This window comes from Paenisporosarcina sp. FSL H8-0542 (genome assembly GCF_038632915.1).
Lineage (GTDB): Bacteria > Bacillota > Bacilli > Bacillales_A > Planococcaceae > Paenisporosarcina.
Genome location: NZ_CP152050.1, coordinates 2582565 through 2595795 on the forward strand (window position 1 = coordinate 2582565; position 13231 = coordinate 2595795).

Sequence of the window (13231 nt, forward strand, 5' to 3'; positions counted from 1 at the left end):
TCTTCTCTGGCTACGGTTATTGGAGCAACTTTGGGGAAGATTAATGATGTTGTTTTATTTAATGAAAGGAGGATTACAAAATTGGCAAAGATTGCAGTAGAAAAACCCTATGAAGACGTAAAAAAGGCTTTAGAAGAAAAAGGTCACACTGTGAAGATGTTCAGCACTGATGAGAATGTTTCAGGTTACGATATGGGTGTTGTAAGGGCGATTAACGAAGGTCATAATGACGAATTTGAATTTCCGGTTGTTGCGATGTCAGGAATGTCTATTGATAACGTAGTACAAGCGGTAGAACATCGGCTAGGTCAGATGTAATCGGAATTAATCAAATCAAAAAAGAAGCTCAGTCTACTTGAGCTTCTTTCTTTAACTCCTTTGTACGATAAAAATTAAAGACCCACTAAAATGCGTGGGAACAGGCTATTTCACATGGCGATCGCGAAGATCATCTTTTCGTTTTAGGCCCATTAAACCAATCAAGCCTAACAATCCTAGCCAACCCCATTCCATATCACCATCGTCGTCGTTTACGTCATCCACGACATCGTTATTTGTATTAGGGGTAGCGTAAGTAGTTGATTCTGCAAATGAAAAAGCAATCATAAAAGCGAGGAAAAGTGCTGCAAGTTTTTTCATTAATAATTCCTCCTCAAGTAAGTTAGGTACACTTTTATCTTTACCATAATCAAAACCAAATATTCACAAAATAAATGATTCATGGATTATAGTGTATATGATTGGGAAAAATTAAAAAGAAAAAAAGATGTCAGCACATTACTTCAATGTTTTGAACACTCCAAATGAATATTAAGTAATGCGCAAAAATTTTTAAACGTGACAAAAAAGCATCATCCCATTTGAGATGACGCTTTACATCATATTCTCTAAGCTCTCCAAACTCCACGTTCCCACTTCTCAATAAATTGCTCAAACGTAAGACCATATCGTTCTCTAATTTTATGATACACGAAATATTGTCCCAAGCTTTCAATGAGTCGCTCTTCCATTTAAACTCCTCCTGCTGTTTTGATGGATACATTTATTCTATTCATCAATAGCTTGTCCATATACATGAAATCATATTCAAGTTTTTATAAGGATAAGGGTGATTCAACATGTGTTTATCAGAACAAAAAAACGTTGAAGACGAAAATCCTTCAACGTTTTTCTATAACTCTAGCTTAAAAAGATGGTACTACTTTTTTCTTATTAGGTCGTTGTTCCTTCAATATTTGTTTCTGGAGCTGTCTCTTCTGGTTTAATATCGGCAAATGTCTCATTATGCTCTTCTAAGTCCCGTGTACGGTGTGCAATTCTTGACGATGCACATGCAGCGATACTTGCAACAAGATCGTCCAAAAATGTGTGTATGCCTTCACCTATTTTTGTATCCAGTTTTTTGATAATCCCAATTTTATTCTTATCCAGATGACCAAATGTGGTTACCGCTATACTTCCATACGTAAAAACGGAACCTAATGCAATCGTTTCATCTACTCCAAATAATCCTTCATCCGCTTCAACAATCTGTTGCAATGGCGTAGAGAGCATTTTCTTCTCTGCCAATTCATCAAGCTCAATGCCAACCAAAATGGCATGTTGCATTTCTCTTTTTTTAAGAACACTTTCGACCGATTCTATGCAATGTTCCAATGTAAGGCCTACATTGTATGCAACTTGCATTTCGTATACAATTTTCGCTATTTCTTCAATTGATACACCTCGGCGCTGCAAAGCCTCTTTTGTAGCTTCGAATACTTGCTTAGAGTGTACGCGCAAACCATTCCTATCCATTGTGCCATCTCCATTTCTTTCAATCCTTGTTGTCATTATTCATAATTATACCTTCCACCTTCAGTATGGTACAATTTCTGTAGCAAGATTTAGAGGAGGTTAAACCGTTGTCTAAAGGTACAATCCAAGACGTAACGCTATTTAGTGACGCCTTACAAGAAGATATGCAACTGCTGATTTATATACCAGCAAATTATTCACCACTTTATAAATATACAGTTTTAATTGCGTCTGACGGAAAAGATTACTTCCAATTAGGAAGAATTTCCCGTGTTGCGGACGAATTACTCGAAAACAAAGAAATTGAAAATATGATCATTGTCGGTGTCCCGTATAAAAACGTGGAAGATCGACGTCGTAAATACCATCCGTCCGGGGATCAGCATGATGCGTACTTACGTTTTCTTGCACATGAACTTGTTCCTTATTTGGATTTAACCTACCCTACATATCAGATTGGAATGGGACGAGCACTAATCGGCGACTCATTGGCAGCAACTGCTTCCCTTCTTGCCGCTATCAAATACCCCAATATATTTGGAAAAGTTCTTTTACACTCCCCGATGGTCAATGAAGATGTATTGGAAAAAATTAAAAATGTCCGGACACCGCATTCGTTCTCGGTTTATCATGTCATTGGAACTGGCGAAAATGCAGTAAAGCTAACCAATGGCGAGATTGAAAACTTCCTTGAACCTAACAGGGTTTTAAATTCATTGATGCAAGACAAAGGATTTTCGTTGTTCTATGACGAATTTGAAGGAGAGCATACTTGGAAACATTGGCAACCGGATTTGAAACGTGCGATTAAAATGAATTTCGGACATTGATCGTCAAATGAAGCCTTATCCAGAAAATTTGCTATACTATAAGTATGTACTTACTTAACTAAAAGGAGGTTTTTAGGATGAAATATGGAGTCGTTGCATTCCCATCTAAAAAACTACAAGACTTGGCAAACTCATACCGCAAACGTTATGATCCACATTATGCACTCATCACCCCCCACATGACGGTCAAGGGCGTATTCGAAGCTAGTGACACTGAGATTGAACAACTTTCTACAAAAATCAGCAACGTTGTCAAACGTCACAGCCCCTTCAAAATACACACAACTAAAGTTAGTTCCTTTTCACCGGTTACGAATGCAATTTATTTCAAAGTGGAACCGAGTGAAGAATTGCTTAATTTACATGAAGATTTGCATTCTGACGAAGTGGGTGGCAAAGCTGAATATGCCTTTGTCCCTCATATTACCATCGCACAAAAAATGTCATCAGGTGAACATGACGATATTTATGGCCAATTGAAAATGATTGGTGTCGATCACGAGGAAACTATTGATCGCTTGCATTTGCTGTATCAACTTGAAGATGGCTCTTGGACGGTTTATGAAACATTCCGTTTGACTGGAGCTGAAAATTGATTTGATTACTGCCAAACGAGTGGAAATACCAAAAGAGCTGGATGATGCATTTTTTGTTCGTCAAAAAGTATTCGTGGATGAACAGGATGTCCCAGTACATTTAGAGATGGATGAATATGATCAGTCTGCTGTTCATTTCGTGGCGTATGACGATGAAATGCCTATAGGTGCGGGCCGAATTCGAGAACCTGAACCAGGTGTCGCAAAAGTTGAACGTGTCTGTATCTTGCCTCAATATCGTGGCAAGCATTTAGGAAATTTGATGATGGAAACGATGGAAAGTTATGCGAGAGAAGCTAGTTTAACGACAGTTAAACTAAATGCTCAGTCTTATGCCGTTCCTTTTTATGAAAAACTCTCTTATCAAATTACCTCGCCTGAATTTATGGATGCAGGTATACCCCATCGTGCCATGGAAAAAAATCTATAATAAAAGCACTTGTTCAACTGAACAAGTGCTTTTTTTTATTCGTTTTTTTGGTTCATCATGTTTGCTATCTCATTAAGATTTAGCTTGTTTCCTTTTTGAACAACTGATTGAACAATTTGGTCTTCGAAATCGCTTGAAATCTGTTTTCCAGCAATTTTCGACACTCTTCGAACAATTTTTTTCACTTGGCGTTCATCTGAAAAATCAGCGTGCTGGATGGCATTGGCCAATGTAAAAACTTCATCCATCGATACACCAGTTTTTTGCTCAATCTTCTTAAAAAATGAGTCTTGCATTTGTTCCCCTCCTATCTGATGAAACTACTCCCTACGATGATTAATAGGATGAATAGTACAACTATGAGGATAAATGTTGACCCTTGATAAGGAGCACGAGCTGGATACATTTTTGGATAACCACCGCAAGGACTATAACCCTCACACATACGATTCCCTCCCTTTCCATTCGAACTAGAATATGCGAACGAGTTTAAAGGAAGAGGGCATTTTCCTCAGGACACTTTACCTTTGGACTTGAAAATGATTGCTGCAACCACACCGAATATTATGGCTGCACTGATACCTGAACTTGTCACTTCGAACATACCGGTTAATACGCCGATAAAGCCATGTTTTTCTGCCTCTGCCATAGCTCCATGAGTAAGTGAATTACCAAAAGAAGTAATGGGAATAGTTGCTCCTGCTCCTGCAAAATCGATGAAAGGCTCATATAAGCCAAACCCATCTAAAACAGAACCAATGACTACCAATAAACTTAATGTATGCGCTGGCGTTAATTTCGCCACATCAAAAAGTAGTTGTCCCACTACACAAATAAGTCCACCTGCGATAAATGCTAAAATGATTGAAACGATCATATTGTCACCTCATTCCATCGACAATTCAACAGCATGCGCAATACATGGGATCGTTTCACCCTGTTGAAATGAAAGTGGGGATAATAAAGCACCAGTGGCTACCAGCAGTATTTTCTTATATTGTTTCGCTAATAATTCAGCATAAATTGGTCCTAGATAGACCGTTGCAGAACAACCAGCTCCGCTGGCTCCAGATAAAAATTTATCGTCATTTCCGTAAAATTCCGATCCTGCATCACGATATTTATCAACAAGATAAGAAGAAACTCCACTTGTTTTGATAAGTTCCTGTAAAATGGCAAAGCCATTCTTCCCAAGATCCCCAGTCATGACAAAATCATAAGAAGTTCCTTTATTTTGAGCTAAATGTCGCTGAATTGTATCAAAGGCTGCCGGTGCCATAGCACTCCCCATATCAAGTGGATCCGTACATTCACAATCCATAACTTGACCAATTGTGGCAGACTGCACGAACGGTTTACCAACTTGATTGTGGGAAAGAACTCCGTAACCTGCTCCAGTTACAGTCCATTGGCCTGTAGGAGGCTTTTGTGCACCGTATTCAATTGGGTACCTAAATTGTCTCTCAACAGCGTTATGCTGGCTGGCTGCACCAAATAAGATCCGATCCATTTGTTTGGTTTCAAGAAAGAAACTTGCTGTAATTAGAGAAGAAATGCTTGTTGCACAAGCAGAAAACATGCCCATAAACGGAGTAGCGAGCTGGCGTGCCGCAAAATTGGTTGGTGTCATTTGATTGACTAAATCCCCTCCAAGAAACAAATCGATATCCGGGAGTTGAAATCCACCTTTCATGATGGCCAAATTACAAGTATCCTCTATTAACTGGGAATGCCCTTTTTCGTTTGTGTCTTGTCCAAGACGTTCATCATCGTAGACATGGTCGAAATGAGGATGGAATGGACTTTCTTTTTCTAGGGGACCAACAGCAACTGCCGTTGAAACGATACTTGGCTTTGTAGCAAACTGATACGTCCGCGAATTACTTACCAAGAGATCACCCCCATCTTAACGAGTATGGTTTTGATGAGCGCTACGACAAAGGCAGAGAAAGTACCATAGACGATAACTGGACCTGCCAGTTTAAACATATTGACTCCTACTCCTAAAATAAAACCTTCCGATTTATGTTCAATTGCTGCAGAGATTACGGCATTACCAAAACCTGTTACAGGTACTGCCGAACCTGCACCACCAAACTGGCCAATTTTTTTATAAATACCGAACCCTGTTAATAACATGGAAATAAAAACCATCGTGGCTACGGTAGGATTGCTCGCTGTTCGCTCAGTAAATGAAAAATAGGCCATGTAGAAAAATGAAATGACTTGTCCGACAGCACAAATGATACCGCCAGTCAGAAATGCTTTCAGACAGTTCTTTAAAACGGGTCGCTTCGGTGCCATCTCGTCCACTGTTTGTTGATATGAATTGGGATCCATTACGTATTCTCCTTTGCCAATGCTCGAAGTTTATCTAAATCTTTTTTCAAAGCATCCTCTGTCGGTTTCTTTTCAATAATTTTCTTAAGTTCCCAAGTGATTTTCAAATCAGGAGATACAAATACATCATGATCAGGGAAAAGCGATTTCACTTCTTTTTCAATTGATTTTGCAATTTTTTCTTTGCTGAATTTCGACATTGGTTCTACTTGCAAGGACACAACCAACTGATGATCAAAGAACACGGCAGCAGCCTCGCTTATTTTTTCATTGTCCTGGAAGATTTTCTTGAGTGATTCAATTTCTTCCTGATCATCATCAACATGATAAATGGATACTTGCGGTTGGTCATTTGAACAACCCACCAATAGCAATAATATACAGATCAACAATCCGAATTTTTTCATTTTCAATTCACCTTTTATCCTAGTATGATGTTTTTCCAAAAATTTATGTATAAATTGGTTACGCGCCCTGACCAACGAACACAATCTACATATTGTATAAAGACTCTTAAAGAGAGTGAGGTGAAAACAAAATGGGATGTGGACGTAACTTGGAATCATCATCATCATCATCGTCATCGTCATCTTCATCTTCTGGACATTTCAAGAAGAAAGATCAATGTATCTGTGATGTAGTTCGTGCAATCAAAGACATTCAAGATCGAGCAACGGACATGGACTGTCCGGTATGTCCAACAAATTGCTTCTTGGAGCCACTTGGTGGATTAGTAAGTCCTTCTCGTCACCAAGCTGATACTCGCGTATTCATGCTTTTGACGGATGACGGTACACCGTTCAAAGCTTTCTTCCGCGATAATGATCGTAAAGACTGTGATTGCTTCTCTGTATTCTTCCGTGTAGAAGAAATATTCGATGGTTGCTGCGCAACACTTCGTGTACTAGAACCTTTGGATCATCATCATAAAGAAGTAGATCTTTTAAACGACTGTGGTGACAAATTGGATTTAAGAAAAATTTGTAAAGTTCGAGATTTCAGACTTTCTAATAGCTGTATTACCGTTGACTTGAATTGCTTCTGTGGCATTGAATGTGTAGCAGACGTATTTCTAGGTGTTTGTGACTAATAAATAAACACGTCAAGCGTGCAGTGTCTAATTAGCTCGACTTCCTATCAAAAGGAGTCGGGCTTAGTTTTGTTTTATCAACAGAATGTGTAAAATGACAAAAATAATTCGGCTAGTTCCAGATAAAAAGAAAAAACATCCACTATGTTAAAATGGATGTTTTCTTCACTACTATTCACACTCGAATCGGGAGAATTTTTCCTCCCCACCAAATCTCTTTAATTTCGTTAATTTCAAATGCCATAATCTCATCTTCAGCTGATTTAATTTGGACACTATCTTGATAAAGCACATCCACGATTCCGCCAATTTTTTCACCATCTTTTAATTGAAAAAAAAGTGGCTTATACACAAACTTTGCAAAATCTGACGTCAAAAAGCGCAATCTTTGCCACATCAATGGATCGGTTTCAATTACGGTTTCGACTTTGGCTTCAACTTCGGCTTCGACTTTGGTTTCGAGGGCTTTTACAACAGGCTCCGGGAAGATTGAAGTACTTTCTTCTTGCCAACGAGACACCTTACGTACATACCTATAGACCGGCGGACCTTGGACAAAAAGGAGCGGATCATTTTCCAATGGAATACACACACCCTTTTTGAAATAGCTTATGCTGCAGGTTTACAATATGTGAAAACCGCTGTCACAATGAATGGTTTCACCTGTAATCCCGCGTGATAATTGACTAAATAAGAACAGTGCCGTATCCCCTACTTCTTCAGGTGTAGTATTGCGACGAAGCGGTGCACGTTCTTCGATCTCTTTCAACACACTGTTAAAATCACTTACACCTTTAGCAGACAACGTGCGGATTGGGCCAGCTGAAATGGCATTGACACGGATGTTATATTTCCCAAGATCTGCTGCCAAGTATCGTACTGACATATCAAGCGATGCTTTGGCAACACCCATGATATTGTAATTCGGTACCACTTTTTCTCCGCCTAAATAAGTTAAAGTGACAATACTTCCGCCTTCTGTCATTAATGGCTTAACAGCTTTCGCTACCACCGTTAATGAGAAAGCACTTATATTATGTGCAAGCAAAAACCCTTCACGTGAAGTATCTGAGAAGTTCCCCGCTAACTCTTCTGTTTTAGCAAATGCGATACAATGGGCTAAACCATCTACTTTTCCTACTGCTTGTCCAATTGTTGCGAAACATTTCTCCACATCTTCGTCATTTGTTACATCACATGGAAGAACAATTTCATGTTTCCCTTCCAATGTTGCTACTAAATCACGCACGGGTTTCTCGAATCGTTCCCCCGCATACGTGAAAATGATATTCGCTCCAGCTTTATCCAACGACTGTGCGATTCCCCAAGCGATACTGCGTTTATTTGCTACACCCATGATGACAAACGTTTTCCCCTGCAATGACAAAGACATATAAAAATCCCCCTAATTAATATTCTTTATTAATACCTGGTACTAATAATACATCACAAAAAAAGAAAGTGCAAAAAGAATATGACACTAGTAATAGCTAGTGGGTTTGTGAAGGCGCTTTTCATATAACAAAAAACCAGAACCCCAAATCAATGGGGTTCTGATTTTCATTAAGCTAAAGTTGTGTGAGAAACATGCTAGCCAATCCTAAATAGATTAAAATGCTGATAATGTCGTTGAGTGTCGTAATAAATGGTCCAGACGCCACAGCGGGGTCGATATTCATCCGGTGAATGAGTAACGGAATGAAAGATCCCGATAAGGTAGCAACAAAAATGGAGCCGAAAATTGCTGCCCCGACTAACAGTCCAAGCAATAAATCGTGTTGACTGAAAAACACAATGCCCACGCCAAATACCGCACAAACAATACCGGTGATTAGGCCTGTACCCGCTTCACGCATCAACAATTTCAATTTGCTTTGTTCGGCGATATCGCCTGTTGCAATCCCCCGAACGGCTACAGCAAGTGCTTGGGTCCCACTATTGCCTGCCATTCCTGCAATTAACGGAATAAAAACGGCTAAAATGGCAACCTGGTCTAGTGTTTCCTCAAAAATACCCATCAAGTTTGCAGTGAGCATCCCCAAAAACAATAAAATGATGAGCCATGGCAACCTTTTTTTTGCTGCTGTTAATGGCCCTTTATCAAATGTATCCATCTCTGATACGGCTGCCAATTTCGAGTAATCATCATTCGCTTCTTCTTCGAGTACATCTAAAATATCATCAACTGTGATGATTCCAAGTAAATGATTTTGAAAATCTACTACAGGCACTGCCAGGAAATCATAGTCTTTTATCATTCTTGCTACTTCTTCCTGATCGTCACTGACTGACACACTTACTACACGTTCATTTCGAATCGTACGTATAAGAGTGTCTTCTTCGGCAATAATTAAATCACGTAATGAAACAACTCCCGTCAGCTGGTGATCATCGTTGACGACGAAAAGGTAGTAAATGGTCTCAGCTTCAGGGGCAGCGTTTCGCAAGATGGTCATCGCAGAGCGACATGTTGAATTTTCGGGAATTGCTACATATTCGGTCGTCATAATGGATCCGGCCGTATATTCTTCATAATGGAGCAAGTCTTTGATTTCCTTAGCCGACTCATCATCCATGATAGTCAAATAGCTGGCTACTTGATCTTTGCCCAGCTCATTTAGTACGTCTACAGCATTATCGGCATACATTTCGGATAACATATCCGCCGCATACGTATTGTCCATTTCTTTTAGAAAAGGTTCATATTCATCGTCATCGAGTTCAATCGACTGGAAAATTACTGCCATTTCTTTCGGAGAGAGATACTGATAGATAATTTGCCTGCTGTCAGGTCCCACCTTTTCAAAAAATTGTGCCTGATCATATGGATGAAGCGCTAAAAATTCATCTCTGAATTCATCTACTTGTTGGTCAGTCAAAAATGCTAGCAGTTGTTCAGCATCGAATTGGTTTTCTTCGTTATGTTTACGCTCCTCTGTCATGTATGCCCCCTCCTTTCTTTGCCCGTTACAATTCTACATTCCCCATTGTATGGGGTAAACTGAAGTTATAGCAAACTATTTTTATAATGAGGTGAACGAATTGTTGTACGATATCGTTGGAGATATCCATGGATGTTACGAAGAACTGACTGCATTGATTGAAAAATTAGGCTATCAACCGACTGAAGAGGGATTCGTTCATCCACATGGACGCAAACTCGCCTTTGTCGGAGATGCAGCTGATAGAGGACCGCAATCCTTGGCAGTCCTGAACTTATTGTTTGATTTGCAGGATGCCACGCAATTAATTTATTCCCCGGGAAATCATTGCAACAAACTTTATCGCTATTTTAAAGGTCATAAAGTTCAAATTACTCATGGTCTGGAAACGACCGTAGAAGAATTTAAGCAATTATCTCCAAATAAACAAGAACCATTTAGAAAGCGATATATTGCTTTTTATGAAGCACTTTCACCCTACCAGCAGCTTGACGATGATCAACTGATTATCGCTCATGCTGGAATACGCGAAGATATGATCGGTAAACCGATACAAAAAAATATTATTGTTTTTGTCTTATACGGTGATATTTCCGGTAAACAACATGCTGATGGTCGTCCAATACGGGGAGATTGGGCCAAACATTATAAAGGTCCTGCATTTATTGTATACGGTCATACACCTACCAAAGAAGCACGCTTCAAAAACCGAACAGTGAATATCGACACCGGCTGTGTGTTCGGCGGGAAATTATCTGCCCTTAGATATCCTGAGATGGAAGTGGTTTCAGTACCTTCAATCCAGCCATATGTAGAAGAAAAATTTCACGACTATGAAAACTATGAAAACTAATGGAGTAATTTACTCATATCGTCTGGCAATGGACTCGTAATGGTTAAAATTTCTCCGGTTAAAGGATGTTTAATATCTACAGATGCACAATGGAGTGCCTGTCGTGTAATTAAGTCCAGTTTCCCCCCGTATAGATCATCTCCCATGATCGGATGACCAATATGAGCCAAATGTACACGAATTTGATGAGTTCTTCCCGTGTGCAATAGACATTTCACGTGTGAAAAATGTGAATCATATCGAATGACACTGACATCGGTATGAGCAAATAGACCATCTTTCCGTACTTCTCTCTCAATAATACTGCTTCCTTTACGTCCAATCGGTTCGATGATTTCTTGTGTCTGTTTCTCGACTCTGCCGTGAACAATGGCTTCATATGTCTTATTCATGACATGTCCTTGATTCATGATGTGATGGATGTGTCGATTTTTAACTAAACAGACTAAGCCAGATGTATCACGGTCTAGTCGAGTCAAAATATGGACTGTCGAAGGAATCGACATTTCTTCATAATAGTGAGCTACATAATTGGCTAACGTGTTTGATGGATGTTCCCTGGAAGGAATGGTGCTTTGACCAGGCGGTTTATTGACAATCAAGAGGACATCATCTTCGTAAATGATTTCCAGTGGACCTTCTTGGCGAATCAGCCCTGCACTCACTTCTTCATAAGGAAAAAGAACGGTCACTACATCCCCAACTGAAAGTGGATGTCTGACCGTTTTTTCTTGTCCATTTACTAGTAAGGAACCGCCGTCAAATTTAATTGATGTTAAAGTGCGTTTGGAAATCCCCCATTTACCTAGGGCTTCACGAAGTAATATAGGCTCTGTTGCGTTAAATAGTAAATGAAATTGTTTATACATCGCTGTCGATAAATGAATCGTGTACACGTTTCCAGAAAGGAAATGGACGGAATCGAGCAAATCGCACTTTTTCTTTTGCTACACGATATTGGATGGATTTTACGTCTTTATGGAGCAATTGCAAATGATCAATCGTCACCATGAAATCGACGGCCTTCACTGGTTTCAAAACGCATGTATGATGTGATGGTAAAACCAGAGGAGCGCCGACTGTACGGAAGACCCGATTGTTGATGGACGCCATTTCCGTCAACTGCATCGCTTCCAAAGATGGGTGAATAATTGCTCCACCAAGCGCTTTATTGTAGGCGGTACTTCCTGAAGGTGTCGACATACATAACCCATCGCCACGGAAACGTTCGAAATGGCTGTCATTCAGTTCGACATCCATCACCAATGTCACATCAGGAGATTTGATTGTGCTTTCATTTAAAGCCAAATAAACACTTTCTTCATCCGTATTACGATAATTAATTGTCGCTTCCAGCAAAGGATATTGAATCACTTCGAATTCTTTTTTGGCAATGGAAATCACCAACTTCTCGATTTCAGCTGGTTTCCAATCTGCATAAAATCCTAAATGACCTGTATGAATTCCAACAAAGGCTACTTTCGACAATTGTTCACTATAGCGATGAAACGCGTGCAACAATGTCCCATCTCCACCTATTGAAATCACGATATCAGGTGACTCTTCATCCCACACCAGTCCAAAATCCGACAAGTAGGTTTTGGCATTGGCCATCAATTCGTTTGAGTGTGCATCATTCCTTGATTGAATGGCAAATTTCATAAATGCTTCGACCTACCTTCCCCAGAGTTAGATGGGAAATTCGCATTTCCACTCTCTTTATATTCACTGAAATATTTTTGTGCTTCCTGGATTTCATCACGGATTAGTGACATCTCTTCATCTAAACGAAATGCTGCTTCAGCTGCACTTTGCAAGCGGTTTTTTATTTCTTCGGGAAATAATCCCTTATATTTGTAGTTTAACGAATGTTCAATGGATGCCCAAAAATTCATTGCCAACGTGCGGATTTGAATTTCCACCAGGATATGAATTTTCCCATGAATGGTTTGGACGGGATATTCAACAATCATGTGATATGAACGGTAGCCACTTGGTTTCTCATGTGAGATATAATCACGTTCTTCAACCACTTTGATATCGTGACGATTACGCAGTAACTCTACCACTGTCTCTATGTCATCAACGAATTGACACATGATGCGCAACCCTGCAATATCTTGCAGTTCATTAACTAGTATGGCAGAGGGCTCGAAAGCAATTCCTTTTTCAAGTGTTTTATCATAGATACTTGCAAGAGGTTTCACACGGCCAGTAACAAACTCAATTGGTGAGTTTGTATTTGCTATTTCATATTGCGTCCGCATACCCTTTAATTTTATTTTCAATTCATCTACTGCTTGCTTATAAGGCTCTAAAAAACGTCTCCATTGCCCCATGACCAGTCCCCCTT

The 13231-nt window shown here is 39.6% G+C and carries 21 protein-coding genes; 6 read left to right on the plus strand and 15 right to left on the minus strand.

The annotated features are described in order from the left end of the window. The first annotated feature begins 81 nt into the window (after positions 1–81). The gene (locus MHH33_RS13270; protein ID WP_016427982.1) at positions 82–318 is read left to right on the plus strand and encodes a YkuS family protein; all 237 of its coding nucleotides are present in this window, start codon (positions 82–84) and stop codon (positions 316–318) included. Positions 319–423: 105 nt separating this feature from the next. On the opposite strand, the gene MHH33_RS13275 is transcribed toward MHH33_RS13270, so the two are convergent. From MHH33_RS13275 to MHH33_RS13285, 3 genes are all read right to left on the minus strand, one after another. After that, positions 424–639 carry a WGxxGxxG family protein gene (locus tag MHH33_RS13275; RefSeq protein ID WP_016427983.1) on the minus strand — a complete coding sequence of 72 codons (216 nt, stop codon included), beginning with the start codon at positions 637–639 and terminating at the stop codon, positions 424–426. 248 nt (positions 640–887) lie between these two features. Then, positions 888–1010, minus strand: coding sequence for a hypothetical protein (locus MHH33_RS13280; RefSeq protein ID WP_342541997.1), 123 nt, complete (start codon positions 1008–1010; stop codon positions 888–890). Positions 1011–1212: 202 nt separating this feature from the next. Beyond that, complete coding sequence (locus MHH33_RS13285; RefSeq protein WP_016427986.1) at positions 1213–1797, minus strand: phosphatidylglycerophosphatase A; 585 nt, start codon at positions 1795–1797, stop codon at positions 1213–1215. 107 nt (positions 1798–1904) lie between these two features. Here MHH33_RS13285 and MHH33_RS13290 point away from each other — a divergent pair, with 107 nt between their 5' ends. The 3 genes from MHH33_RS13290 (at position 1905) to MHH33_RS13300 (ending at position 3653) form a co-directional block, all read left to right on the plus strand. After that, on the plus strand, positions 1905–2627 hold the full coding sequence (locus tag MHH33_RS13290; protein WP_342541998.1) for an alpha/beta hydrolase-fold protein: 723 nt from the start codon (positions 1905–1907) through the stop codon (positions 2625–2627). 77 nt (positions 2628–2704) lie between these two features. After that, positions 2705–3223 carry a YjcG family protein gene (locus tag MHH33_RS13295; protein ID WP_342541999.1) on the plus strand — a complete coding sequence of 173 codons (519 nt, stop codon included), beginning with the start codon at positions 2705–2707 and terminating at the stop codon, positions 3221–3223. Between the two features lies 1 nt (position 3224). Next, on the plus strand, positions 3225–3653 hold the full coding sequence (locus tag MHH33_RS13300; protein ID WP_016427989.1) for a GNAT family N-acetyltransferase: 429 nt from the start codon (positions 3225–3227) through the stop codon (positions 3651–3653). 35 nt (positions 3654–3688) lie between these two features. Here MHH33_RS13300 and MHH33_RS13305 read toward each other — a convergent pair whose 3' ends face one another. The 6 genes from MHH33_RS13305 to MHH33_RS13330 all read right to left on the minus strand — a co-directional run bounded on the left by MHH33_RS13305 (position 3689) and on the right by MHH33_RS13330 (position 6400). Then, complete coding sequence (locus tag MHH33_RS13305; protein ID WP_016427990.1) at positions 3689–3949, minus strand: stage VI sporulation protein F; 261 nt, start codon at positions 3947–3949, stop codon at positions 3689–3691. 11 nt (positions 3950–3960) lie between these two features. Then, positions 3961–4098 (minus strand): YjcZ family sporulation protein, encoded by a 138-nt coding sequence (locus MHH33_RS13310; protein ID WP_016427991.1) that lies wholly within the window; start codon positions 4096–4098, stop codon positions 3961–3963. A 66-nt stretch (positions 4099–4164) separates the two neighbouring features. After that, positions 4165–4530, minus strand: a complete 366-nt coding sequence (spoVAE, locus tag MHH33_RS13315; RefSeq protein ID WP_342542000.1) for a stage V sporulation protein AE — start codon at positions 4528–4530, stop codon at positions 4165–4167. A gap of 9 nt (positions 4531–4539) precedes the next feature. Continuing rightward, positions 4540–5544 (minus strand): stage V sporulation protein AD, encoded by a 1005-nt coding sequence (locus MHH33_RS13320; protein ID WP_016427993.1) that lies wholly within the window; start codon positions 5542–5544, stop codon positions 4540–4542. Further along, positions 5538–5993, minus strand: coding sequence for a stage V sporulation protein AC (gene spoVAC, locus MHH33_RS13325; protein ID WP_016427994.1), 456 nt, complete (start codon positions 5991–5993; stop codon positions 5538–5540). Before spoVAC ends, MHH33_RS13320 begins: the two co-directional genes overlap by 7 nt. Then, the gene (locus MHH33_RS13330) at positions 5993–6400 is read right to left on the minus strand and encodes a YhcN/YlaJ family sporulation lipoprotein (protein WP_016427995.1); all 408 of its coding nucleotides are present in this window, start codon (positions 6398–6400) and stop codon (positions 5993–5995) included. The genes spoVAC and MHH33_RS13330 overlap by 1 nt, the downstream gene beginning before the upstream one ends. A gap of 149 nt (positions 6401–6549) precedes the next feature. Between MHH33_RS13330 and MHH33_RS13335 the strand changes: the two genes are divergently transcribed. Continuing rightward, positions 6550–7083 (plus strand): CotY/CotZ family spore coat protein, encoded by a 534-nt coding sequence (locus MHH33_RS13335; RefSeq protein WP_342542002.1) that lies wholly within the window; start codon positions 6550–6552, stop codon positions 7081–7083. A gap of 175 nt (positions 7084–7258) precedes the next feature. On the opposite strand, the gene MHH33_RS13340 is transcribed toward MHH33_RS13335, so the two are convergent. From MHH33_RS13340 to mgtE, 3 genes are all read right to left on the minus strand, one after another. Then, positions 7259–7663, minus strand: coding sequence for a hypothetical protein (locus MHH33_RS13340; protein WP_016427997.1), 405 nt, complete (start codon positions 7661–7663; stop codon positions 7259–7261). 42 nt (positions 7664–7705) lie between these two features. After that, the gene (gene fabI / locus MHH33_RS13345) at positions 7706–8476 is read right to left on the minus strand and encodes an enoyl-ACP reductase FabI (protein ID WP_016427998.1); all 771 of its coding nucleotides are present in this window, start codon (positions 8474–8476) and stop codon (positions 7706–7708) included. Between the two features lie 175 nt (positions 8477–8651). Beyond that, complete coding sequence (mgtE, locus tag MHH33_RS13350) at positions 8652–10025, minus strand: magnesium transporter (RefSeq protein ID WP_016427999.1); 1374 nt, start codon at positions 10023–10025, stop codon at positions 8652–8654. Between the two features lie 100 nt (positions 10026–10125). Here mgtE and prpE point away from each other — a divergent pair, with 100 nt between their 5' ends. Then, positions 10126–10878, plus strand: coding sequence for a bis(5'-nucleosyl)-tetraphosphatase PrpE (prpE, locus tag MHH33_RS13355; RefSeq protein ID WP_016428000.1), 753 nt, complete (start codon positions 10126–10128; stop codon positions 10876–10878). Here the strand turns inward: prpE and MHH33_RS13360 are convergent. Genes MHH33_RS13360 through MHH33_RS13370 form a run of 3 tightly spaced genes read right to left on the minus strand, consistent with a single transcriptional unit; the run spans position 10875 to position 13217 of the window. After that, entirely contained in the window at positions 10875–11747 is an 873-nt protein-coding gene (locus tag MHH33_RS13360; protein ID WP_016428001.1) for an RluA family pseudouridine synthase, read from the minus strand. The genes prpE and MHH33_RS13360 overlap by 4 nt on opposite strands. Next, positions 11740–12540, minus strand: coding sequence for an NAD kinase (locus MHH33_RS13365; protein ID WP_016428002.1), 801 nt, complete (start codon positions 12538–12540; stop codon positions 11740–11742). The genes MHH33_RS13360 and MHH33_RS13365 overlap by 8 nt, the downstream gene beginning before the upstream one ends. After that, positions 12537–13217 carry a GTP pyrophosphokinase family protein gene (locus MHH33_RS13370; RefSeq protein ID WP_016428003.1) on the minus strand — a complete coding sequence of 227 codons (681 nt, stop codon included), beginning with the start codon at positions 13215–13217 and terminating at the stop codon, positions 12537–12539. The genes MHH33_RS13365 and MHH33_RS13370 overlap by 4 nt, the downstream gene beginning before the upstream one ends. Between the last annotated feature and the right edge of the window lie 14 nt (positions 13218–13231).

What these genes read in the sequence shown, in the direction of transcription:
- MHH33_RS13275 (WP_016427983.1), bottom strand. Translation starts at nt 639, where the DNA reads ATGAAAAAACTTGCAGCACTTTTCCTCGCTTTTATGATTGCTTTTTCA.
- MHH33_RS13280 (WP_342541997.1), bottom strand. Translation starts at nt 1,010, where the DNA reads ATGGAAGAGCGACTCATTGAAAGCTTGGGACAATATTTCGTGTATCAT.
- MHH33_RS13285 (WP_016427986.1), bottom strand. Translation starts at nt 1,797, where the DNA reads ATGGATAGGAATGGTTTGCGCGTACACTCTAAGCAAGTATTCGAAGCT.
- MHH33_RS13295 (WP_342541999.1), top strand. Translation starts at nt 2,705, where the DNA reads ATGAAATATGGAGTCGTTGCATTCCCATCTAAAAAACTACAAGACTTG.
- MHH33_RS13305 (WP_016427990.1), bottom strand. Translation starts at nt 3,949, where the DNA reads ATGCAAGACTCATTTTTTAAGAAGATTGAGCAAAAAACTGGTGTATCG.
- MHH33_RS13310 (WP_016427991.1), bottom strand. Translation starts at nt 4,098, where the DNA reads ATGTGTGAGGGTTATAGTCCTTGCGGTGGTTATCCAAAAATGTATCCA.
- spoVAE (WP_342542000.1), bottom strand. Translation starts at nt 4,530, where the DNA reads ATGATCGTTTCAATCATTTTAGCATTTATCGCAGGTGGACTTATTTGT.
- spoVAC (WP_016427994.1), bottom strand. Translation starts at nt 5,993, where the DNA reads ATGGATCCCAATTCATATCAACAAACAGTGGACGAGATGGCACCGAAG.
- MHH33_RS13330 (WP_016427995.1), bottom strand. Translation starts at nt 6,400, where the DNA reads ATGAAAAAATTCGGATTGTTGATCTGTATATTATTGCTATTGGTGGGT.
- fabI (WP_016427998.1), bottom strand. Translation starts at nt 8,476, where the DNA reads ATGTCTTTGTCATTGCAGGGGAAAACGTTTGTCATCATGGGTGTAGCA.
- mgtE (WP_016427999.1), bottom strand. Translation starts at nt 10,025, where the DNA reads ATGACAGAGGAGCGTAAACATAACGAAGAAAACCAATTCGATGCTGAA.
- MHH33_RS13360 (WP_016428001.1), bottom strand. Translation starts at nt 11,747, where the DNA reads ATGTATAAACAATTTCATTTACTATTTAACGCAACAGAGCCTATATTA.
- MHH33_RS13365 (WP_016428002.1), bottom strand. Translation starts at nt 12,540, where the DNA reads ATGAAATTTGCCATTCAATCAAGGAATGATGCACACTCAAACGAATTG.
- MHH33_RS13370 (WP_016428003.1), bottom strand. Translation starts at nt 13,217, where the DNA reads ATGGGGCAATGGAGACGTTTTTTAGAGCCTTATAAGCAAGCAGTAGAT.